We start from the raw sequence: 22,235 nt of genomic DNA on the forward strand, positions 1-22,235 counted from the left end.
TGCTAACCAGCTAATTTTTTAGCCAAGGAGGTTAAAGCAATGCCAAGGTTTAGAGATCCCAGCCATACCTGCCGGCCCTCGGATGCCCCCCGGGTTGTTGATCCGAAGGTTGTAAAAAGGTCCATAGATCCGGCAGTGATAGAAATGATCGATGTAGCCAAGGAAAGGGGAGTAATTACCACCTTTGACCGGGTGGTGGCACAGCAACCCCAATGTCAGTTTGGCTACAAAGGAATTTGCTGCCGTTTTTGTATGATGGGTCCCTGCCGGATTAAAGCCGATGAAGGTCCCGCCAGTAAAGGAATTTGTGGCGCTTCCGTATGGACCGTTGTGGCCCGCAGCGTCGGCCTGATGCTGCTTACCGGTGCAGCTTCCCACAGCGAGCATGCCAGCCATATGGCCCATACACTCCTGGAGTGCGCAGAGGGGCATGCTCCAGACTATACGGTCAAGGATCCCGATAAGTTACGCCGCATTGCCAAGCGCATTGGTATAGAAACTGAAGGCAAGGATGATATAACACTGGCCAAGGAAGTGGCCGAAGCAGCCCTGGCCGACTACAGCCGGTTAAAAGGCTTTGGTGAGTCCACCTGGGTAAAAACTACCATTACCCCTGGAAGGTTGGAAAAATTCCGCACCCATAACATTATGCCCAGCGGTGTTTACAATACCATTTCTGAACTGGTCAGCCAGGCACATATCGGTATGGATAACGACCCGGTAAACATTATCTTTAGCGCCCTGCGGGTAGCGCTGGCGGATTATACGGGAATGCACGTGGGCACCGACCTTTCCGACGTTCTCTTTGGCACCCCAAAACCGGTGGTCAGCGAAGCCAATATGGGAGTCATTGACCCGGCTAAAGTAAACATCGTCCTCCACGGGCATAACCCGATCCTCTCCGACATTATTGTCCAGGCCGCCAGGGAAATGGAAGATGAAGCCAGGGCTGCCGGAGCCGCGGGCATCAATCTGATGGGTATCTGCTGTACCGGCAACGAGGTGCTCATGCGTCATGGTGTACCTCTGGTTACCTCCTTTGCTTCCCAGGAACTGGCCATTACTACCGGAGCCATCGATGCCATGGTGGTGGACGTGCAGTGCATCATGCCGTCGATCCGCACCGTTGCTGAGTGCTTCCATACCGTGATTATCACCACTTCACCTATTGCCAAAATTCCTGGATCTTATTACCTGGACTTCCAAACCACCAAAGCGATCGAAAATGCCAAACAGGCAATCCGGCTGGCCATTGAAGCCTTTAAGCAAAGAGACCCCAACAAAGTACACATTCCCAATATCAAGAATAAGGTGGTGGCCGGCTGGAGTTTGGAAGCCCTTTATGAACTCTTCCGCACCGTGGAGCCAGACAATCCTGTGAAGGCCCTTACCGATGCAATTTTAAATGGCGAGCTCAAAGGGGTGGCCCTACTGGCAGGTTGCAATAACCTGAAACGCTTCCAGGATGACACCCATATCACCATTGCTAAGGAAATGATTAAAAATGATGTCTTTACCGTAGCCACCGGTTGTGCCGCCCAGGCCTGCGCCAAGCTGGGGCTGCTGGCTCCCGAAGCCATGGAGTTTGCCGGCGAAGGTCTGAAAAAATTCCTGGCCCGGATCAGTGAAAAGGCCAATTTGAGCACTCCGCTGCCGCCCATTTTCCACATGGGCTCCTGCGTGGATAATACCCGAGCCTCCGACCTGCTCATGGATATGGCCAACACGCTGGGCGTAGATACACCCAAGGTGCCTTTCGTTGCATCCGCCCCCGAGGCTATGAGCGGCAAGGCAGTGGCCATCGGTTCCTGGTTTGTAGCCATGGGCACACCGGTACACGTGGGCTCCATGCCGCCCGTAGAAGGCAGCGATCTCATTTACAGCATCCTTACCCAGGTAGCCAGCGACGTCTACGGTGGGTACTTCATTTTTGAAATGGATCCCAACGTGGCCGCTCAAAAGATGCTCAGCGCTTTAGAATATCGTACCTGGAAACTGGGCGTGCACCGCAAAGTGGCCGAGGACTTTGAAACCGCCCTGTGCCAGAACTATTAATTAGCCAGGACGAAAGGAGGAACCAGCATGTCTGAGCAAATTAACTTTGACCAGATTTTTGAAGGAGCGATCGAGCCGGGGAAAGAACCCAAACGGCTCTTTAAAGAGACCTATGAAGGAACTATCACCGCGTTGAGCTATGCCGAGATACTGCTCAACCAGGCCATTCGCACCTACGGGGCGGACCACCCGGTGGGTTATCCCGATACGGCATATTACCTGCCGGTGATTCGCTGCTTGAGCGGAGAAGAGGTTAAGACTCTCGGCGATATGGTTCCCATCCTGAACCGGGTTAGGGCCCAGGTGAGGGAAGACTTCCGTGACTTCACCAATGCCCGGCTGGCCGGCGAGGCCACCTGGTACGCGGCGGACATTATCGAGGCCATTCGCTACCTTCAGTATAGCCCGGAGAACCCCCTGCACGTCCCACCCTGGACCGGCTTTATCGGCGACCCGGTGGTGCGCCAGTACGGCACCAAGATGGTGGACTGGACCATCCCCGGCGAAGTCCTGATCCTGGGCCGGGCCAGGGACCCCAAGGAACTGGCCCGGGTGGTCAATAAGTTAATGGGCATGGGCTTCATGCTTTTCCTCTGTGACGAGGTTATCGAACAGCTGCTGGAAGAAGGGGTCAAGCTGGGTGTGGACCTGATTGCCTACCCCCTGGGCAACTTCACCCAGGTGGTCCACTGCGCCAACTACGCCCTGCGGGCCGGCATGATGTTCGGCGGCATCAAGCCGGGCTTGAGGGATGCCCAGAGGGACTACCAGCGCCGGCGGATCCGTGCTTTCGTGCTCTACCTGGGCGAGCACGACATGGTCAAGACGGCCGCCTGCATGGGGGCAATCAACATCGGCATTCCCATTATCACCGACCAGCCCCTGCCTGAAGACAAGCAAATAAAGGACTGGTTTATCTACGAGCCGGATCTGGAAAAAGCCATCCAGCTGGGCATGGAGCTGCGCGAAATTAAGATTACCAGCATAGAAATCGATGCACCCATCACCGTCGGTCCCGGCCTTCGAGGGTGAGTCCATCCGCAAGAAGGACATGTATGTGGAATTCGGCGGCACCAGGACTCCCAGCTTCGAACTGGTGCGCATGGCCGGCCCGGACGAAGTGGAAGACGGCAAGGTGGAGGTTATTGGTCCCGACATCGACACCGTACAACCGGGAAGCGCCATGCCCCTGGGTATCATCGTGGATGTTTACGGGCGTAAGATGCAGGAAGACTTCGAGCCCGTGCTGGAGCGGCGCATCCACTACTTCACCAACTACGGGGAAGGTCTGTGGCACGTGGCCCAGCGGGACATCATGTGGGTGCGCATAAGCAATGGCGCTTTTGCCAAAGGCTTCCGCTTAAAACACCTGGGCAATATCCTCTACGCCAAGTTCAAATCGGAATTTGCCGCGGTGGTGGACCGGGTGCAGGTAACCATTTACACCGACGAGCAGAAGGTACTGGAGATGCGGGAACTGGCCCGGCAGTACTACAAGAAACGGGATGACCGGTTGAAGGAGTTGAAGGATGAAACCGTGGACACCTTCTACTCCTGCACCCTGTGCCAGTCCTTTGCCCCCACCCACGTGTGCATCGTTCCTCCCGAACGGACGGGCCTGTGCGGTGCGGTGAGCTGGCTGGACGCCAAGGCTTCCTATGAAATCAACCCCCACGGGCCAAACCAGCCCATCAAGCTGGAGGGGCTTATAGATCCGGTCAAAGGACAGTGGAAGTCGGTCAACGAATTTGTTCACGCCAACTCCCAGCGGACCATCGAGGCGGTCAACTTCTACACCATCATGGAATATCCCATGACTTCCTGCGGCTGCTTCGAATGCATCCTGGCCATGGTGCCGGAGTGCAACGGCTTTATGGTGGTCAACCGGGAGCACGGCGGCATGACCCCCTCGGGGATGACCTTCTCCACCATGGCCGGCACCATTGGCGGCGGTGCCCAGATGCCCGGGTTCATGGGTATCAGTAAGTCCTACCTGGCATCCCGCAAGTTTGTCCCGGCCGACGGCGGCCTGGCCCGGGTGGTGTGGATGCCCAAGGCGCTGAAAGACCAGCTGCGACCGCAACTGGAAGAAGCCGCCGAAGCAGCCGGCCTGGGCAGGGACTTTGTGGATAAGATTGCTGATGAAACTGTGGGCACCAGCGGCGAAGAGATCCTGCCCTTCCTGGAGGAGAAGGGGCACCCGGCCCTGAGCCTCCCACCGCTGCTTTAAATAACCTAAATCGCGCAACTAAATCAATTTGTAGGATTTAGAAATGAGCATATCCTGGAGGACACCTGTATAGCAGGTGTCCTCCGGATATGTGTTAATTAATTACGAGAAAGGAGAAGAGGAGAATGGGTTTAACAGGTTTGGAAATTTTTAAGCAACTGCCCAAGACCAACTGCAAGGACTGCGGTCACCCGACCTGTCTGGCCTTTGCTATGGCCATGGCGGCCGGTAAAGCTGGTCTCGACCAGTGCCCCCACGTAAGTGAAGCAGCAAAGGAAGCCCTGGGCGCTGCTTCCGCTCCGCCAGTGGCCCTGGTAAAGATTGGCACAGGCGAAAAAGAGCTGACGCTGGGTAATGAAACCGTGCTCTTCCGCCATGACAAGCGTTTTGAACATCCCACGGGAATTGCCATCACTGTGAGCGACACCGCCGGCGAAGAAGAAATTGCCGCCCGTGTAGGCCAGATCAATAAGCTTGTCTTTGACCGGGTTGGCCAGCTCCACAGTGTGAACCTGGTAGCCGTCACAAATGATTCCGGTGATGCGGATAAGTTTGCCGCGGCAGTGAAGGTGGTGGCTGAAAACACCGCATATCCCCTGATCTTGATTACCGAAGACACGGCGGCCATGGAAAAAGCTCTGGAAGTTGTGGGCAGTAAGAAGCCGCTGCTGTGCGGGGCTACCGCGGCCAACTACGAAGGTATGACCGCGCTGGCCAAGAAGTATGAGGCCCCCATGGTGGTCAAGGGAGCCGACCTCAATGGACTGGCCGAGTTGGTGGAAAAGGTAGTGGCCCTGGGTTACAAACAACTGATTTTGGATTCAGGCGCCCGGGAAGTCCATAAGGTCCTGGCCGACCAGACCCAGATCCGCCGCCAAGCATTGAAGCGTTTCCGCCCCTTTGGCTATCCCACCATTACCTTTGTTACCAACGAAGACCCCATTCAGGCCGTGGCCGATGCCACAGTGTACATTTGTAAGTATGCGGGGATTGTGGTGCTTCAAACGGCCGATCCGGCGGACATTTTATCGCTGATCACCCTGCGTCTGAATATTTACACCGACCCTCAGAAACCAATCGCCGTGGAATCCAAGATTTACGAGATTGGCAATCCCGGCCCCGATTCCCCGGTTTACATCACCACCAACTTCTCCCTTACCTATTTCTGTGTGGCCGGGGACGTGGAAGCCAGCCGCGTACCGGGTTATATTCTCCCCGTAGACACCGACGGCATTTCCGTCCTTACCGGATGGGCAGCTGGAAAATTCACCGCCGAGAAAATTGCCGAGATGCTCAAAAACTCCGGTATTGCTGAAAAGGTATCCCATCGCAAGGTAATCATCCCCGGGGGGGTGGCCGTGCTGAGCGGCAAGCTCCAGGAACTCTCCGGCTGGGAAGTACTGGTGGGACCGCGGGAATCTGCAGGTATTCCTTCCTTCCTGAAGCAACGCTGGAACGCCTAGCCAGGGCTGGTTAGCGGGCTCTGGCGGTAAACCGTGGCTGGTCGGGCGCTTTTCACTGTATGGGCACTGCCTGGTAAAAAGTTACCGTTCCTGCTACCCGACCTGAATATAACGGAACAATAATCACCAGAAGGGAAGTGGTACTCATGGCCTTTACCATTGCCATTGCCGGTAAAGGTGGAACGGGTAAGACCACGCTGGCCGCCCTTTTAATCAGACAGCTGATCCAGGCAGGTAAGGGGCCCATCCTGGCTGTGGATGCCGACGCCAACGCCAACCTGCACGAAGCCCTGGGTATCGAGGTGGAAGATACCATCGCGAACATTATGGCCCGGATCAATAACAACCTGGAACCGCTACCGGCGGGCATGACCAAGGACCAGTACGTAGCTTTCCGGGTACACCAGTCTTTAGCCGAAGGAGATGAAGTGGATCTCCTGGTAATGGGTGGCCCCGAAGGACCGGGTTGTTATTGCTACGTCAATAATCTGGTGCGGGGCTTCATGCAGGAACTGAGTAACAATTACCCGTTTGTAGTTATGGATAACGAAGCAGGTCTGGAACATTTGAGCCGGCGTACCACGCAGAATGTGGATATTCTCTTTGTAACCAGCGACGCCAGCGCCCGGGGTATCCGCTCGGCCGGCCGGGTAAAGGAGCTGGTGGAATCCCTGGCCCTGGAGATCAAAAAAATGTACCTGGTGGTAACCAAAGTTAACGATGGCTCAGTGGAAGCCCTGCAGGACGAGATCCAGAAAACAGGCCTGGAGTTAATTGGCGCTGTTCCGCGGGATGAGCAGGTTTTCCAGTATGACCTGCAGGGCAAGCCACTGGTCGAGCTACCCGATGATTCCCTCGTAGTTGCTGCCGTTACGGAGATAATGCGTAAAACAGCCATCCTCTAATTTCATGCATTTACTTATCTAAGAGAAAGGAGCGTCTACCATGGCCGTTACCATAGCCAAAGAAAGGTGGACTAACAAGGTTGCAGAAGTGGTTTTGGGAACCGAGCCGAACATCGTTAAAATCGGGGGCGAGAGCACCCTGCCCTTCCTGCACTTTGAAGGAGAAATGCCCAACCGGCCCGCGGTGGCCCTGGAAGTCTGGGACATGGAACCCACCGGCTGGCCGGAAGTTCTGGCCAGCGCCTACGCCGGTGTATTAAACGACCCCGTAGCCTGGGCAAAAAAGTGTGTGGAATACGGGGCGGATCTGGTCTGCCTGACCATGGTCAGTGCTCATCCGGACAATAAAAATACCAGTCCGGAGGAATGCGCCCAGGTGGCCAAGGCGGTGGCTGACGCCGTAAATGTTCCCTTAATCATCCTTGGCTGCGGTGTAGAAGAAAAAGACGCCCAGGTGCTGGAAAAAGTGGCCGAAGCCCTATCCGGCCGGAACTTCCTCCTGGGTTGTGCCACGCAGGAAAACTACAAGACAATTACTGCTGCCTGCATGGTACACGGCCACAACATCATTGCTTCCAGCCCCCTGGACATCAACCTGGAAAAGCAGTTGAACATTTTAATTACGGAAATGAACCTGGCCGCCAACCGCATTGTCATTGACCCCTCGGTGGGCGCCCTGGGTTACGGCATCGAATATGCCTATTCCATCATGGAACGGACCCGTATCGGTGCCCTTACGGGCGACAAAATGATGGCCATGCCTGTCATCTGCCTGCTGGGCCAGGAGGTTTGGAAAACCAAGGAGGCCAAGAGCACCACGGAGGAGGCGCCAGAATGGGGGAACCAGGAGCGCCGGGCCATCCTCTGGGAAGTAACCACTGCCGTGGCTTTTGCCCAGGCGGGCGGATCCCTGTTTGTCATGCGGCATCCCGAATCACTCAAACAATTCCGGGCCCACATCGACAAATTGATGCAGTCCAATGCCTATTAATTAAAAAAAGCAAAGGAAGGTGTTAAAACATGATCCTCATTGGTGAGCGGATCAATGGCATGTTCAAGGATATCCGGGAAGCCATATTAAACAAGGACCCGGAACCCGTCCGTTACTGGGCCAAACGCCAGTATGAAAACTGTGCCGCTTACCTGGACATTAACACCGGCCCCACCGTGGACCCCAAGGATCAGCCGGCGGTAATGGAGTGGCTGGTAAAAGTCGCCCAGGAAACCGTACCCCTGCCCTGCTGCATTGACTCGACCAACCCGGAAGCCATCGAGGCCGGTTTGGCCGTACACAAGGGTAAGGCCATGATCAACTCTACCAGTGCCGACCAGTGGAAAATGGACATCTATTTCCCCATGGCCAAGAAATACAATGCTGCCATCATTGGCCTGGCCATGAATGAGAAGGGCGTACCCAAGAGTGCGGCCGACCGGGTTGCCCTGGCCATGGAAATTGTGGTTAATGCCGACGCCCATGGCATCCCCATGGAAGACCTGTACATTGATCCCCTGATGCTGCCCTGCAACGTAGCCCAGGACCATGGACCCGAAGTGCTGGAAGCCATTCGCCAGATCAAAACCCTGGCCGCTCCACCGCCCCGGACCACACTGGGCCTGAGCAATTCCTCCCAGCGTTGCACCAACCGTCATCTGATAAACAGGACTTTCCTTATTATGTGCATGGCCGCGGGGTTGGATTCAGCCATTGCCGACCTGGAAGACCAGGAATTGCTGGATGCCGTGGCTGCCGCCAATATCCTCCTGAATAAGGACATTTACTGCGACTCCTTCTTAAAGACCTTCAGGCAGCGGTAAGGTCACGGCCTCAAAAGGGGAAAGCGGTCGGTTGCAGGCCGTTTTCCCCTTGGTTTGTTTAAAAATTTTAAGGACATTTGCAGGATTTGCAGGATCCATGGACGAATTATAATACCTGTATTCACAAAAGCCGCACGCTTTAATCCCTCAAGCCACGAGTTGAAGGTAGCCTAAAAAACAAAGGTCGCAACGCACTCTTATTTTTGTTCTTTTCGGGAGGGGATATAGTGCCTAGGATTGGCGTCTACATCTGCCATTGCGGCGAGAATATCGCCGGTGCTGTGAATGTAGAAGAGGTGAGAAAATACGCCGAGAAGCTCCCCGGGGTAGTCCTTGCACGGAACTATCTTTTCATGTGTTCGGATCCGGGACAGGAATTAATCAAGCAGGATATTAGGAACGGCCTCATTGACCGGGTGGTGGTGGCAGCCTGTACTCCCCGCACCCACGAGCCAATCTTCCGTAAGGCGGTGGAGGACGGAGGGCTCAACAAGTATCTCCTCGAAATGGCGAACATTCGTGACCAGGATAGCTGGCCGCACTGGCAAGACAAGGAGGGAGCCACCGCAAAAGCGAAAAAACTGGTTGCCAGCGCCGTAGCGAAGGCGGCTTTCCTGGAGCCCCTGGAGGACAGATTTGTGGAAGTAACGCGCGCGTCGCTGGTAGTTGGCGGTGGCGTTGCCGGTATGTTCGCAGCGCTCGATCTGGCCAATATGGGCTATAAGGTCTACCTGGTGGAAAAAAACCCCTCCGTTGGTGGCAATATGGCCAAGCTCGATAAAACCTTCCCCACCAATGACTGTTCGGCCTGTATCCTGACCCCCATCATGGTACAGGTGGGCACCCATCCGAATATTGAACTTCTAACTTACTCCGAAGTGGAATCCGTAGAGGGTTCCGTCGGCAACTTCAAAGTGAAAGTAAGAAAGAAACAGACGTATATTGACTGGGATAAGTGTACCGGATGCGGCGACTGCGTGAATGCCTGCCCGGCCAAGGTGCCCAACGACTTCAACGAGGGCATGAATAACCGCAAGGCTATTTATATTGAGTTTCCGCAGGCCGTACCGAAACGGGCGGTTGTGGATATTGCGCACTGCCTTAACTGCGCGAAGCGCATTATCGGTACCCAGCCGAAGACCCATTCCAAAACTGGCGAACCCATCCTTGCCCCGTGTGAGAAGGCATGTAAAACCGGTGCGTGTGACCGTTCAAGGGCGTATAACCCCGAAGGCGAGATCGTCGAGCTCAACGTGGGTACCATCATTGTGGCTGCCGGTTACAAGGTGATGGACAAAACGCCGTTCAAAGAGTATTCACCGCAATCACCCAACGTTATCACGGCCATGCAACTTGAGCGCATCCTATCGGCAACCGGTCCCACGGAAGGCCAATTGAAACGCCCGTCGGACGGTGAAAAGCCCAAGACCATCGCCTTTATCTCCTGTGTTGGCAGCCGGGATAAGAGATACCACACCTATTGCTCCAAGGTCTGCTGCATGTACATGCTCAAGGAAGCCCGGTTGATCAAGGAGAAGTACCCCCATATTGACATTTACATTTTCTTCATTGACGTGCGAACCGGCGGTAAAGACTTCGAGGAGTACTACAACTACTGCCGTGATCTCGGTATCAAGATGCTTCGCGGCCGTGTCGGGGCGGTAGACGAGTTGCCAGGCGACAGGTTAAGGGTGCGCGCCTACGACGTTGACCTGGGTGCGCCCGTAGAATTGGAGGCCGACCTGGTGGTCCTGGCCACGGCTATCGAGCCTGCGCCGGGCCTCGAAGAACTCGGCCGGAAGCTGGGTATCACGTGCGGCAGCGAAGGGTTCATGAAGGAGTTGCACACCAAGCTCTATCCGGTGGAAACGTCAGTGAAGGGCATTTACATCGCCGGTTGTGCGCAGGGTCCCAAAGACATTCCCGAATCGGTATCCCAGGCACGGGCTGCTTCTTCAGCGGCCGCAGTACCTCTCACCTTAGGCAAGGTAATTGTGGAGCCGCTGATTTCTGAAGTGAACCAGAGGAAGTGCTCCGGCTGCGGTACTTGCGTGCAGTTGTGTCCGTACTCGGCCATCAGCCTGGTGGAGGATAAAGGAAGGCTGCGGTCCAAAATTGACGAAGCCCTGTGTGCCGGCTGCGGCGTATGTGCAGCGGCTTGCCCGTCGGGAGTCATCACGCTGCACGGCTTTACCAACGCCCAGATCCACGCACAAATTAAAGCTTTAGCCTGCTGAGTTCGGGGGTGGTACGAGTGTCTAGCGATCAAGTAGCAACGGGGGTAATCAACCTCTCGGAAGGCGATTCCAGTCTAGTTAATGAGATAAAAGAGTTAGGCGGCGAGGAATTGATGGAATGCATCCAGTGCGCCAAATGCGCCGCCGCCTGCCCTATGGTGCTGGCTGGCTTTCCCTTTTTCAACAAGCGGATTATTCAAGCGATCTTCCTGGGGTTGCGCGACGCATTGCTGGACGATTCATCCATTTGGGCCTGTCAGTCCTGCAATCGCTGCACCGAAGTATGTCCACGGGAGGTTAACCCCTTTGAAATCATTCAAGCCATGCGGCGAGTGGCGATAAGGGAGTTTGCCCTGCCTACCCTTTCCATTGAAGGTCTTAAGTCCCTTTACGATACCGGCCATGCCGTTTACCTGGCGGGAGCTGGAAACACGCGGGCAAAAGTTGGTCTGCCGGAAAAGCCGCCTTCCACGGTCGCGAACCCGGAAGCTTTGAAAGAACTGCAGGCGGTCATACGAAAAACAGCCCTGGCCGACCTGGGGATTATCCCCATGGACGAGTCCGGCGTAAAGGAAACTTGTGAGGTGTAGCCAATGAAGGTAGGTTTTTTTGTCGGCTGCAACACGGCGTTTAATAGACCGGATTTAGAGCAGGCGGTACGGTATGCGTTCCCGGCACTGGGGATTGAACTGGACGACCTTGAAGGACAGTCGTGCTGTCCCAGTTGGGGGACGATGCCCTCCGTAGACGTGGTGGGCTGGTGCGCCGTTGGAGCTAGAAACCATACCATAGCTGAGGAAAAGGGCCTGGACATAGTCACCGTGTGCGGCAGCTGTTACGGTAGCCTGGCTGAATCAAAGTACAAGATGGATACCCACCCGGAGATAAAGGCCCAGGTCAACGAGATTCTTAAGGATATTGGCAGGGAATATAAGGGAACCAGCAATGTCAGGCTCGCTTTCTATTATCTATACCATGAGCTTGGACCTGACAGGATTAAAGAGGCCGTTAAATATAAACTCGACGGCCTTACAGTGGCTCTTCAGCCCGGTTGTCACACCCTCTGGCCAAGCAAAGTTTACTATGACAAGGAAGAAGATCCCTTCCACCCCAGGGTGCTCAAGGAAATGTGTGAGGCCTTGGGCGCTACAGTTGGTCATTATACCCGCTTGATCGACTGTTGCGGTATGGGTGCTATGCGGAGCACCGACATGGAAAAATCCTTAAAGCTTGTGGAGAAAAAGCTTATCTCCATGAAAAACGAGGTTAATCCCGACCTGATTGTGACCGGTTGCAGTTCCTGCTTAATCCAGTTCGACACAGCCCAGGAACTCCTGCGTAGCGGCAAGAAGATTAATTTCGAGATTCCCGTCCTCCACATCATGCAGGTTCTGGCGTTATGCCTGGGAGCCGATCCGGAGAAGGTTACCGGTCTGGCGAAAACGGATGTAAGTCGCGTTGTAAACAGGATTTTGGAAGGATGATAAAAGATCATCTCTGCCTTTAATTAACTGTAAGCTTTTCTCAGCTTCTGGCTTTTCTTTGGGCAGTGAAAGGAGTGAAAAAGGGTAATGCGGACAGAGTTTGAACCAAAAATTATTGCCTTTTTATGTAACTGGTGCAGTTACGCAGGTGCAGACCTGGCCGGGTCTCTCAGGTTCCAGTACCCCCCGAATGTGACGATTATCAGGGTGCCCTGCTCTGGAAGGGTTTCCCCGTTATTTATACTGAAAGCCCTTTTTGCCGGCGCTGACGGCGTGCTGGTAGGCGGGTGACACCCCGGAGACTGCCACTATGGTAGTGGCAATTATAATGCTGAACGGCGCACCAAGATTACCCAGCGGCTTTTAGATACACTGGGAATTGAGCGGGAGCGGCTCCGGTTGGCCTGGATTTCCGCTTCGGAAGGGGCCAAGTTTGCCGAGACGGTAAGAGATTTCACTACTCAGCTGCAGGAGCTGGGTCCCAACCCGTTGCGTATCACGAATGGCCAGGAGAAAGGAATTGAGGGAACCGCGGTTTAACGGGACCCCTTGTAAGGGTTAAGGAAAGGCACCTACAAACGAGTTGTCGGTCTTGCCCAAAGCTCCTTAATGCAGGAGGGAAGGTTAAAAATCTAGAGGTAAACGGAGTACTTACCTCGGTGAAGGAACCGAGTCCCAATAAAGGTCGGGTCAAGAAGGCGGGGTGTTTATAATAATGAGCGAATTAACCAGGGCGATTCAAGAAACGGCACAAAAACTCCTGCAAAACAAGGAAGTTGAGCTAGTGGTGGGTTTTGCAGAGGGGAGTCTCCCTTTGCGCAATACCCCCTGTTTTGTTCGCCAACCAGAGGAGGCACAAAGGCTGGTCTGGGGCTATGGCTGCGAAAACAACCTGGCTAACTACCTGCGCCAGAGGCCGGAAAAAGTGGCCGTGGTGGCCAAGGGTTGCGACAGCCGCTCCATAGTAGAGCTTATAAAAGAAAACCAGATCGACCGCAACAAACTGGTGGTTATTGGTGTACCTTGCCGGGGGATGATTGACCGCAAGAAAGTAACCCGTCTGCTGGCAGGAAAGGAGTTGCTGGAAGCAGAAATAAGGGACGGCCAGGTCGTATTAAAAGGAAAAGAATTTAGCGAATCTGTTCCCCTTGAACAACTGCTTCACGATACCTGTTTAACCTGCCAGCACCCAAACCCGGTATTGTTCGACATCATGATGGGCGAGCCGGTTCCGGTGAAGGAAGCCGACAGTTTTGTCGACGTGGCTAATTTTGAAGTCAAGGCACCGGCGGAAAAACGGGCCTATCTTATCCAGGAACTGTCCCGTTGTATTCGCTGTTATGCCTGCCGGCAGGCCTGCCCCATGTGCTTCTGTGAAGAATGCTTTGTCGATTGCTCCATGCCCCAGTGGCTTAGCAAGTCATCCCTGAATGTTCAGGATAACGTCTTTTTCCAGGCCGTAAGGGCACTTCACCTGGCCGGGCGCTGCGTGGACTGTGGAGCATGCGACCGTGCCTGCCCCATGGGCATTGATTTGCGTACCTTAACCCGCAAAATGGTGAAGGATGTTCAGGAGCTGTTTGGTTATACCGCCGGGGTCAGCTTGGATCAAAAACCTCCGTTAGCTGCACCAATTAATACAACAAGCCCGGCCACTTTTAATCAAGACGGGAGGTGAGAGAGTGTTGCTTTTAAATAAAGGCCAGCTTACCGATTGGCTCAATCAGTTGATGCAGGCTTATCAGGTATTTGCCCCGATAAAAGAGGGTGACTATTTCTGCTTCAAGCAAATTAACTCCGGCGACCAGGCAACCTTGAATTATACCAACTCCAAGGTCCCACCCAAAGAGGTTCTCTTTCCACGTTCGGAAAAACTCTTCTGCTATCGCTGTGAAAACGATGGCGTGCAATTAACAGAGCAAATTGATGAAAGCAAAAAAATTATCGTCGGCTTAAGGCCCTGCGACGCCAAAAGCTTTCTCCTTCTGGACGGCGTCTTTAAGAGTGATAAATATCATGATCCTTACTACCTGACCAGAAGGAACAACACCGTACTGGTGGGCTTGGGGTGTAATCAACCGGCATCCACCTGCTTCTGCACTTCGCTGGGCGGGGGTCCTTTTGCCACCGAAGGCCTGGACCTCTTGCTGGTGGACATCGGTGACCGATACGTGGTGGAGGTGCTGACGGACAGAGGTCGAGAATTGCTCGCCGGAATGGAGCTGCCCGCCGCCGACCAGGAGGCGAAGGAAACTGCCCGAAGAGTGAAAGAAGGTGCGGCGCTCTCTACCCAAGTAAATCTGGAAGGGTTAAAGTCCAAGCTGGATGTTATTTTCTATGACCCCATCTGGGACCTGATCCATGAGAAGTGCCTGGGGTGTGCCGCCTGCACTTACACCTGTCCCACGTGCCACTGCTTTGACATTGTAGACGAAGCTGAGGGAAACGAAGGCTGCCGGATACGCAATTGGGATGCCTGCATGTTCCCGCTCTTTACCCTCCACGGTTCCGGCCACAACCCCCGCCCGACGGGTAAGGAACGGTTCCGGCAACGGGTCATGCATAAATTCAAGTACTTCGTGGACAATTTCAACGCCATAGCCTGTGTAGGCTGCGGCAGGTGTATTATAAACTGCCCTGTTAATCTGGACATCCGGGAAGTGTTAGCGGAGATCCAGGGTTCGGAAGTGAGGTCTGATAAGCAATGAAAAACCCCTATCTTCCACTTCCCATGCGGCTGGTTAAAAACTTTGTGGAAACCGAGGATAAGCTTATTCATACCTTTACCCTGGAGTTCCTAAATGAAGAAGACGAGAAGTCATTCCAATATTTACCCGGCCAATTTGCCGAGGTATCCGTATTTGGTGTAGGTGAAGCTCCCTTCGGCATTGCCTCTTCACCCACAGAACCCGGGCACCTGAAGTTTTCGGTGGCCAAAGTAGGTGTGGTGACCACAACCCTGCACCAGCTCCCTGAAGGCACCGTCCTGGGTGTGCGGGGACCACTGGGCAACAACTATCCCATAGAGGAGTTCAAGGGCAAGAACCTGGTAGTAATTGGCGGTGGCTTTGCCTTCACCACATTAAGATCGCTAATTACCTACATTCTCCATCCCGACCACAGGGGAGACTACGGAGAACTGACGGTAATTTATGGCGCCCGCAATCCAGGCCTCTTGCTCTACAAGGACGAGCTGGCCGAATGGGAAAAGCGTTCGGACATCAATCTGATCTGCACCATTGACCGCCCGGTAGAGGGATGGAATGGCCGGGTGGGTTTTGTACCGGCAGTAACCAAGGAAGTAGCTCCCAGCGCGGAAAATGCGTACGCGGTAATTTGCGGCCCACCGGTGATGATTAAGTTCACCATGCCGGTGCTCGAGGAACTGGGCTTTTCCCCCGAGCGGATCATCATGTCCCTGGAAAACCGGATGAAATGCGGCATCGGCATGTGCGGCCGGTGTAACGTGGGCAATAAATACGTCTGTAAAGATGGTCCGGTCTTTACCCGGGCCCAACTTAACCAGTTACCTAACGAATACTAGAAAGATAAAAACAACCCCCGGCTTGCGCCGGCTTAAAGGTAAGACCGGCGCAAGGCCGCAGGGTTGTGTGTGTGGGATGGTCAATCAAAAAGCCCCAGAGGGGAGGTTTCTAATATGAAAGCCATCGTGGCCGCAGAACTGGACCCCACTTTCCGGGATGAGTTAGCGGAAAAGATGAAAAGTTTGGACTTTGCCAACTGTTTAGCCTGCGGTGCGTGTACGGCCGGGTGCGCTTTCTCCGACCTGCACCCCGATAATGATCCCCGCAAAATGCTGCGCAAGGTAATCCTGGGGATGCGGGAAGAAATTTTAAGAGATCCCTTCATCTGGTACTGCACTATGTGTGAACGGTGTACGGTGGAGTGTCCCATGTGCGTGAACATTGCTGCCGTTACCAGGGCTATTCGCGGGAATTTCCGCACCGATTCACCCGGTTTCCTCCAAAAGGTGGTTGACGACACCATCAGGTCCGGCAACCAGATGGATGTACAGCCCGATGAATACATGGAAACACTGGAGTGGCTCCAGGAAGAACTGCAGGCTGAACTGGGTGATCCTGATTATCGCATTCCTGTTGATGTGGAGGGAGCCGACTTCCTCTTTGGCTTCAACGCCCGGGAGGTAAAGTATTACCCCAACGAGTTGCAGAACATCCTGAAGATTTTCTATGCCGCCGGGGCCAATTATACCCTGAGCTCCCAAAAGTGGGATGCCACTAACCTGGCCCTTTTCAGTGGTAAGGACGAAGATTTCTGGAAAATCACTGAACCAATGCTTCAGGAAGTGGTACGGCTAAAGGCCAAGGAATTGGTTGTTACCGAATGCGGCCACGCCTTCCGTTCCGTACGCTGGGGTTACCGCACCTTCTGGAAGGGACCGCAGTTCCCCATCCGCAGCATTCTGGAGGTCCTGGACGAGTGGATCCAGCAAGGGCGGATTAAGCTGGACCCCACCAAGAACCCCGAACCGGTCACTCTCCATGATCCCTGCAACCTGGTGCGCAAAGAAGGGGTAGTAGAACCGCAGCGCCGGGTATTAAAGGCTGCAGTAATGGACTTCCGGGAAATGTTTCCCAACGGGCGGTGGAATTATTGCTGCGGTGCCGGAGGCGGTGCTCTGGCCATGCCTGAATATACGGAACAGCGTTTAATCAAGGGTAAGCGCAAAGTGGACCAGCTTCTGGCCACAGGAGCTAAAATTGTGGCTATTCCCTGCCACAACTGCATGGACCAGTTCAATGACCTCAACAAACATTACAAGCTGGGCATGAAGATGGAACATATCTGCAGCATTGTTGAAAGAGCCCTGATTATACCCGAAAAAGAACCCGAAGCTTAGGCCAGCCGAATACACCCACTTCTGCTCCCAGCAAAGTTAACCCCTGGGACGGCCTGCAGGGGTGGGTATTACCACCTTTATTTTCGAAAGGACGGATGTGATGTTTGATGAGCGCTAAGAAAGCAGGGTCGGTACTGGTGGTGGGAGCGGGTATCGCCGGCATCCAGGCCTCCCTGGATCTTGCCGAATCGGGCTACTTGGTCTACCTGGTGGAAAGTTCTCCGGCCATTGGCGGCACCATGCCCATGCTGGATAAGACCTTTCCCACCAACGACTGTTCCATGTGCATCCTTTCCCCCAAGCTGGTGGAATGCGGCCGTCACCTGAATATCAAAACCTACACCTGCGCCGATGTGGTGGACGTGCAGGGCGAGCCGGGGAATTTTACCGTAACCATCCGTCAACGCCCCCGCTACGTCGATGTGGATAAATGTAAGGGATGTGGCGAATGCGCCGAAGCCTGCCCCATTGATGTCCCTTCGGAGTTCGACCAGGGAATCGGGGAGCGCAAGGCCATTTATAAACCTTACGCCCAGGCCTTTCCCAATGCATATGTCATTGATAAGGAAAACTGTATCGAGTGCGGTGCCTGCGAGGAAGCCTGCCAGGCCGGCGCCATCGACCATTCCATGGAAGAGGAAACCATTGAGCTGAATGTGGGGGCCGTGGTTCTCTGCCCGGGATTTCAGAAGTTTGACCCCTCCCAGCTAACCTATTATGGTTACGGTAAATATCCCAATGTTTTGACCAGCTTGGAATTTGAACGCATTCTAAGCGCTTCCGGTCCCTTCCAGGGACACCTGGTCAGACCCTACGATAAAAAAGAACCCCGGCGCATTGCCTGGATTCAGTGCGTAGGGTCCCGTAACTGCCGGATAGACCACGGTTATTGCTCCTCGGTGTGCTGCATGTATGCCATCAAGGAAGCGGTTATTGCTAAGGAACATAGCAAAGAGCCCCTGGAGACCACCATCTTTTACATGGATATGCGCACCTACGGCAAGGGTTTTGAGAAGTACTACAACCGGGCCAAGGACGAACAAGGGGTCAGGTTTATCCGTTCACGGGTTTATGAAATTACGGAAGTGGAAGATGAAAGCAAAAATTTGCGCATTCGCTATGCCGAGGAAGACGGTACCATCTGTGAAGAGGAATTTGATCTAGTCGTTCTGTCCGTTGGCCTTGAACCCTCCCCGGGCGTAATGGAATTGTGCCGGAAGCTGGGACTTACACTGAACAAGTACGGATTTGCGGAACCCGCCCCCCTTACCGGTGTCGGGACAAATAAACCGGGCATTTTCGTAGCCGGCGCTTTCAGCGCACCCAAAGACATCCCGGAAACGGTCATGCAGGCCAGTGCTGCCGCCGGCGCCTCGGCCAGCCTCCTGGCGGAAGCCCGGGGTACCCTGGTGAAGGAAAAGGAATTCCCGCCGGAGAAAGACGTCAGTGGCCAGCCACCGCGTATTGGCGTGTTTGTCTGTCACTGTGGTGTGAACATTGGCAGTGTGGTCAATGTGCCCGAAGTGGTGGAAATGGCCAGGAATCTGCCCAACGTGGTTTATGCCGGCGAATATCTCTACGCGTGCTCCCAGGACAGCCAGGCGGCCATGAAACAAATCATTGAAGAATACGGCCTGAACAGGGTGGTGGTTGCCTCGTGCAGTCCGCGGACCCACAAACCCCTCTTCCAGGAAACCATCCGGGAAGCCGGATTAAACCGGGCACTGTTTGAAATGGCCAACATCCGCGACCAGTGCTCCTGGGTACACATGCATGAACCGGTAAAGGCCACGGAAAAAGCCAAGGATCTGGTAAAAATGGTGGTGGCTAAAGCTGCCCTGCTGGAACCGATTCCCCAAATCGCAGCCGGTGTAACCAAAGCTGCCCTGGTCATCGGCGGCGGCATATCGGGCATGACCAGTGCCCTTTCACTGGCTGACTTGGGTTACCGGGTACACCTGGTGGAAAAGGAGCAGCAACTGGGCGGAATGGCCCGGCGCATCAGGCACGGGTTAAAGGGTGAGGAAGTACAGCCCTTCCTAAATGATCTTGTGGCCAAAGTAATGTCCCACCCCAATATTGAGGTTTACACAGGCACAGAAGTTCAAACCGTGGCCGGTTATGTGGGTAATTTTGTCACCACTTTGGCAGACGGCAAGGAACTGCAGCATGGCGTGGCTGTTATCGCCACAGGCGGTGAGGAATACAAACCCACGGAATATCTTTATGGCGAAAGTGACCGGGTATTTACCCAGCTGGAGCTGGAAGAAGCCCTGGCAGCGGGAGACCCGCGCATTGAGAACGCCAAGACATTTGTGCTCATCCAGTGCGTCGGTTCCCGGGAACCCGAGCGCCCTTACTGCAGCCGGGTATGCTGCGGCAAGTCCGTCAAGCTGGCCTTAAAGCTCAAAGAAAAAAATCCCTCAGCCAACGTATTCGTGCTCTACCGGGACATTCGTACCTATGGTTTCCTGGAGGACTATTACCAGGAAGCCCGCCGCAAGGGCGTGTTATTCATCCGTTATAACCCTGAAAACAAGCCGCTGGTTGAAAAGAAAAACGGCTCGCTAAAGGTTACCGTGACCGACCACGTCCTGAGTGTACCGGTAGTCATTGAGGCCGATGTAATCGGACTGGCGGCGGCTATCGTGGCTCCTGAAAGCAACCGCCAGCTGAGCCAGCTCTTTAAGGTGCCTTTGAATGAAGACGGCTTCTTCCTGGAGGCCCACATGAAGTTACGCCCGGTGGACTTTACTTCCGAGGGTATTTTCATGGCCGGTTTGGCCCATGGACCGAAAAATCTGGAGGAAAACATTGCCCAGGCCAAAGCGGCAGCGGGCAGGGCATCTACCATTCTCAGCAAGGATCATCTGGAATCCCACGGTGTGGTAGCAGTGGTGCAGCAGGATAAATGTGCCGCCTGCCTCACATGTGTCAGGCTCTGCCCCTACAATGCGCCTAAAATTAGAAATTACGCCGCCGAGATTGAACCACTGCTCTGCCAGGGCTGCGGCACCTGCGCCGGAGAATGTCCCAACAAGGCCATCACCCTCCAGGGTTATAAAGACCATATGCAAATGTCCATGAGCAAAGCTTTATTCAGGGAGGTGTAACCAGTGGGGGAATTTGAGCCTAAAATCGTAGCATTTTGCTGCCACTACTGAGCCTACTCCGCAGCGGACCTGGCAGGTTCGATGCGACTGCAATATTCTCCAAACATTCGCATTGTCGAAATGCCCTGCTCGGGCACTATCGATCACCGGGTGCTCCTGCAGGCCTTTGAAGATGGCGCCGACGGCGTGTTCGTTGCCGGCTGCATGGAAGGCGACTGTCACTTCCAAAAAGGAAACTATCGCGCCAAGAAGCGGGTAAATGCGGTTAAAAAACTGCTCGATGAAATTGGAGTGGGCGGCGAACGCCTGGAAATGTACAACCTTTCGGCGGCCATGGGGCCCCGTTTTGCGGAAATAGCCAACGAGATGACCGAACGTATCCGCCGCCTGGGCCCCAATCCCCTTAAAAAACAAAGTGCGGGGACCACGGAGAAAGAAGGTGACGTGGCATGATCATAGCACAACAAAAGCCAATTAAAGATATTGCCGCAATGATTGCTGACTGCAAAAAGGTCCTCCTGGTTGGCTGTGCCGGTTGTGTTACCGTCTGCCTGTCGGGGGGCGAGAAAGAAACCGAAGTTTTAGCTTCATCCCTGCGCATCATGCGCCGGTTACAGGGCAACCCCCTGGAAACAGTTACCTATACCGCCACCAGGCAGTGCGACCCGGAATACATTGAGGCCCTGGAAAATCTGGTTAAAGACGTCGATGCCGTAGTTTCCCTTGCCTGTGGAGTGGGCGTACAGTACATCGCCGAGCGGTTTCATGACAAGTGGGTGGTACCTGCCCAGAACACCATGTTTGTGGGTGGTTCCACGGCCCACGGCGTGTGGGAAGAGAGGTGCGGTCTTTGCGGCGACTGCATCCTCCACCGCACCGGCGGTATCTGCCCCATTATCCGCTGCTCCAAGAGCATCTTAAACGGTCCCTGTGGCGGTTCCCAGTACGGCAAGTGTGAGATCAGCAAGGATGTGGACTGTGCCTGGCAACTGATCTACGACCGCATGAAAGCTCTGGGCAAGCTGGACAAATTGCTTGAAATTCAGCCGCCCAAGGATTGGTCCAAGTCCCGTGACGGAGGGCCGCGCAAAGCCATCAGGGAGGATGTGATGATCGGGTGAAAACAGAAAGCAAACTGCAAAAGCTCCTTGACAGCGGCCACTTTGCGGTGACTGCAGAAATCGGGCCGCCCAAGCATGCATCCGCCCATGGTATCCGCCACCATGCCCACATGTTGAAGGACTACGTGGATGCAACCAATATTACCGACTGCCAGACGGCCATCGTACGGCTCTCCAGCATTGCTTCTGCCGTGCATATCCTTGATTGCGGCCTGGAGCCAATTGTACAGATGACCTGCCGGGACAGAAACCGCATTGCCATCCAAAGCGATCTGCTGGGTGCCTACAGCCTGGGGGTCCGGAACCTGCTCTGCCTGTCGGGCGACCATCAGAAGTTTGGCAACGAGCCCTCGGCTAAAAACGTTTACGATATTGACTCCATACAACTAATCTATTTGATGCGCCGCATGCGGGATGAAAAGCTGTTCTTCTCCGGCGAACCCATTAAAGAGCATGAACCCCGCTTCTTCATTGGAGCGGTGGCCAACCCCTTTGCGGATCCCTTTGAGTTCCGGGTGGCCCGGTTGGAGAAAAAAGTGGAGGCCGGGGCGGAGTTTATCCAGACCCAATGTATTTTTGATATGGAGCGTTTTGAGCGCTTCATGGAAATGGTCCGGGAGAGGGGCATCCACGAACGGGTACACATCCTGGCCGGGGTCACCCCACTGAAAAGCTGGCGGGCGGCAAAATACCTGCAAACCAGCGTCTCGGGTATGATTGTACCCGATGATATCGTGGAAAGGCTGAAAAAAGCGGAGGATCCCAAGCGAGAAGGAATTGAGATCTGCATCGAGCAAATCAAGCACATTCGCAACATTCCCGGCGTACACGGCGTACACATTATGGCCATTGCCTGGGAAGAAGTGGTGCCGGAAATCGTGGAACGGTCCGGTCTTTTCCCGCGGCCCAAAGTGGAATAAGAGAAAACTA

17 protein-coding genes and 1 pseudogene are annotated in these 22,235 nt (G+C 54.4%); all 18 read left to right on the forward strand.

From position 1 onward, the window contains the following. Positions 1–39 precede the first annotated feature (39 nt). The 18 genes and pseudogenes from cooS (at position 40) to G7K71_RS00400 (ending at position 22,225) form a co-directional block, all read left to right on the forward strand. Entirely contained in the window at positions 40–2,055 is a 2,016-nt protein-coding gene (gene cooS / locus G7K71_RS00315; protein ID WP_166342733.1) for an anaerobic carbon-monoxide dehydrogenase catalytic subunit, read from the forward strand. Between the two features lie 27 nt (positions 2,056–2,082). Then, a pseudogene (acsB, locus tag G7K71_RS00320) lies at positions 2,083–4,285 on the forward strand (acetyl-CoA decarbonylase/synthase complex subunit alpha/beta). Between the two features lie 125 nt (positions 4,286–4,410). After that, positions 4,411–5,748: an acetyl-CoA decarbonylase/synthase complex subunit gamma gene (acsC, locus tag G7K71_RS00325; RefSeq protein WP_166342735.1), complete on the forward strand. Its 1,338-nt coding sequence runs from the start codon at positions 4,411–4,413 to the stop codon at positions 5,746–5,748. 146 nt (positions 5,749–5,894) lie between these two features. Next, positions 5,895–6,653: an AAA family ATPase gene (locus tag G7K71_RS00330; protein WP_013822587.1), complete on the forward strand. Its 759-nt coding sequence runs from the start codon at positions 5,895–5,897 to the stop codon at positions 6,651–6,653. A 40-nt stretch (positions 6,654–6,693) separates the two neighbouring features. After that, positions 6,694–7,644, forward strand: a complete 951-nt coding sequence (locus G7K71_RS00335; protein ID WP_166342737.1) for an acetyl-CoA decarbonylase/synthase complex subunit delta — start codon at positions 6,694–6,696, stop codon at positions 7,642–7,644. Between the two features lie 29 nt (positions 7,645–7,673). Further along, positions 7,674–8,468: a methyltetrahydrofolate cobalamin methyltransferase gene (locus tag G7K71_RS00340; protein ID WP_013822585.1), complete on the forward strand. Its 795-nt coding sequence runs from the start codon at positions 7,674–7,676 to the stop codon at positions 8,466–8,468. 227 nt (positions 8,469–8,695) lie between these two features. Beyond that, positions 8,696–10,705 carry a CoB--CoM heterodisulfide reductase iron-sulfur subunit A family protein gene (locus G7K71_RS00345; RefSeq protein ID WP_166342739.1) on the forward strand — a complete coding sequence of 670 codons (2,010 nt, stop codon included), beginning with the start codon at positions 8,696–8,698 and terminating at the stop codon, positions 10,703–10,705. A gap of 17 nt (positions 10,706–10,722) precedes the next feature. Then, entirely contained in the window at positions 10,723–11,295 is a 573-nt protein-coding gene (locus G7K71_RS00350) for a 4Fe-4S dicluster domain-containing protein (protein WP_013822583.1), read from the forward strand. 3 nt (positions 11,296–11,298) lie between these two features. Beyond that, positions 11,299–12,189 (forward strand): CoB--CoM heterodisulfide reductase iron-sulfur subunit B family protein, encoded by an 891-nt coding sequence (locus G7K71_RS00355; protein ID WP_013822582.1) that lies wholly within the window; start codon positions 11,299–11,301, stop codon positions 12,187–12,189. 87 nt (positions 12,190–12,276) lie between these two features. Beyond that, positions 12,277–12,729 carry a hydrogenase iron-sulfur subunit gene (locus G7K71_RS19160; protein WP_013822581.1) on the forward strand — a complete coding sequence of 151 codons (453 nt, stop codon included), beginning with the start codon at positions 12,277–12,279 and terminating at the stop codon, positions 12,727–12,729. Positions 12,730–12,904: 175 nt separating this feature from the next. Continuing rightward, on the forward strand, positions 12,905–13,867 hold the full coding sequence (locus G7K71_RS00365; RefSeq protein WP_041282841.1) for a Coenzyme F420 hydrogenase/dehydrogenase, beta subunit C-terminal domain: 963 nt from the start codon (positions 12,905–12,907) through the stop codon (positions 13,865–13,867). Between the two features lie 7 nt (positions 13,868–13,874). After that, entirely contained in the window at positions 13,875–14,897 is a 1,023-nt protein-coding gene (locus G7K71_RS00370; protein ID WP_013822579.1) for a 4Fe-4S dicluster domain-containing protein, read from the forward strand. Next, positions 14,894–15,733, forward strand: a complete 840-nt coding sequence (locus G7K71_RS00375) for an FAD/NAD(P)-binding protein (RefSeq protein WP_166342741.1) — start codon at positions 14,894–14,896, stop codon at positions 15,731–15,733. Before G7K71_RS00370 ends, G7K71_RS00375 begins: the two co-directional genes overlap by 4 nt. 114 nt (positions 15,734–15,847) lie before the next feature. Continuing rightward, positions 15,848–17,071 (forward strand): (Fe-S)-binding protein, encoded by a 1,224-nt coding sequence (locus G7K71_RS00380; protein ID WP_166342743.1) that lies wholly within the window; start codon positions 15,848–15,850, stop codon positions 17,069–17,071. 107 nt (positions 17,072–17,178) lie between these two features. Continuing rightward, positions 17,179–20,184, forward strand: a complete 3,006-nt coding sequence (locus G7K71_RS00385; RefSeq protein WP_166342745.1) for a CoB--CoM heterodisulfide reductase iron-sulfur subunit A family protein — start codon at positions 17,179–17,181, stop codon at positions 20,182–20,184. Positions 20,185–20,187: 3 nt separating this feature from the next. Further along, positions 20,188–20,637: a hydrogenase iron-sulfur subunit gene (locus tag G7K71_RS00390; RefSeq protein ID WP_166342747.1), complete on the forward strand. Its 450-nt coding sequence runs from the start codon at positions 20,188–20,190 to the stop codon at positions 20,635–20,637. Beyond that, positions 20,634–21,305, forward strand: coding sequence for a methylenetetrahydrofolate reductase C-terminal domain-containing protein (locus G7K71_RS00395; RefSeq protein ID WP_166342749.1), 672 nt, complete (start codon positions 20,634–20,636; stop codon positions 21,303–21,305). Before G7K71_RS00390 ends, G7K71_RS00395 begins: the two co-directional genes overlap by 4 nt. After that, the gene (locus G7K71_RS00400) at positions 21,302–22,225 is read left to right on the forward strand and encodes a methylenetetrahydrofolate reductase (RefSeq protein ID WP_166342751.1); all 924 of its coding nucleotides are present in this window, start codon (positions 21,302–21,304) and stop codon (positions 22,223–22,225) included. Before G7K71_RS00395 ends, G7K71_RS00400 begins: the two co-directional genes overlap by 4 nt. The last annotated feature ends 10 nt before the right edge of the window (positions 22,226–22,235 follow it).

The sequence above is a fragment of the Desulfofundulus sp. TPOSR genome (genome assembly GCF_011393055.1).
GTDB classification, from domain to species: domain Bacteria; phylum Bacillota; class Desulfotomaculia; order Desulfotomaculales; family Desulfovirgulaceae; genus Desulfofundulus; species Desulfofundulus kuznetsovii.

Bases quoted from the DNA above. Each gene is read 5' to 3' on its own strand.
- cooS (WP_166342733.1), top strand. From the start codon at position 40: ATGCCAAGGTTTAGAGATCCCAGCCATACCTGCCGGCCCTCGGATGCC.
- acsC (WP_166342735.1), top strand. From the start codon at position 4,411: ATGGGTTTAACAGGTTTGGAAATTTTTAAGCAACTGCCCAAGACCAAC.
- G7K71_RS00330 (WP_013822587.1), top strand. From the start codon at position 5,895: ATGGCCTTTACCATTGCCATTGCCGGTAAAGGTGGAACGGGTAAGACC.
- G7K71_RS00335 (WP_166342737.1), top strand. From the start codon at position 6,694: ATGGCCGTTACCATAGCCAAAGAAAGGTGGACTAACAAGGTTGCAGAA.
- G7K71_RS00340 (WP_013822585.1), top strand. From the start codon at position 7,674: ATGATCCTCATTGGTGAGCGGATCAATGGCATGTTCAAGGATATCCGG.
- G7K71_RS00355 (WP_013822582.1), top strand. From the start codon at position 11,299: ATGAAGGTAGGTTTTTTTGTCGGCTGCAACACGGCGTTTAATAGACCG.
- G7K71_RS00365 (WP_041282841.1), top strand. From the start codon at position 12,905: ATGAGCGAATTAACCAGGGCGATTCAAGAAACGGCACAAAAACTCCTG.
- G7K71_RS00375 (WP_166342741.1), top strand. From the start codon at position 14,894: ATGAAAAACCCCTATCTTCCACTTCCCATGCGGCTGGTTAAAAACTTT.
- G7K71_RS00380 (WP_166342743.1), top strand. From the start codon at position 15,848: ATGAAAGCCATCGTGGCCGCAGAACTGGACCCCACTTTCCGGGATGAG.
- G7K71_RS00385 (WP_166342745.1), top strand. From the start codon at position 17,179: ATGAGCGCTAAGAAAGCAGGGTCGGTACTGGTGGTGGGAGCGGGTATC.
- G7K71_RS00395 (WP_166342749.1), top strand. From the start codon at position 20,634: ATGATCATAGCACAACAAAAGCCAATTAAAGATATTGCCGCAATGATT.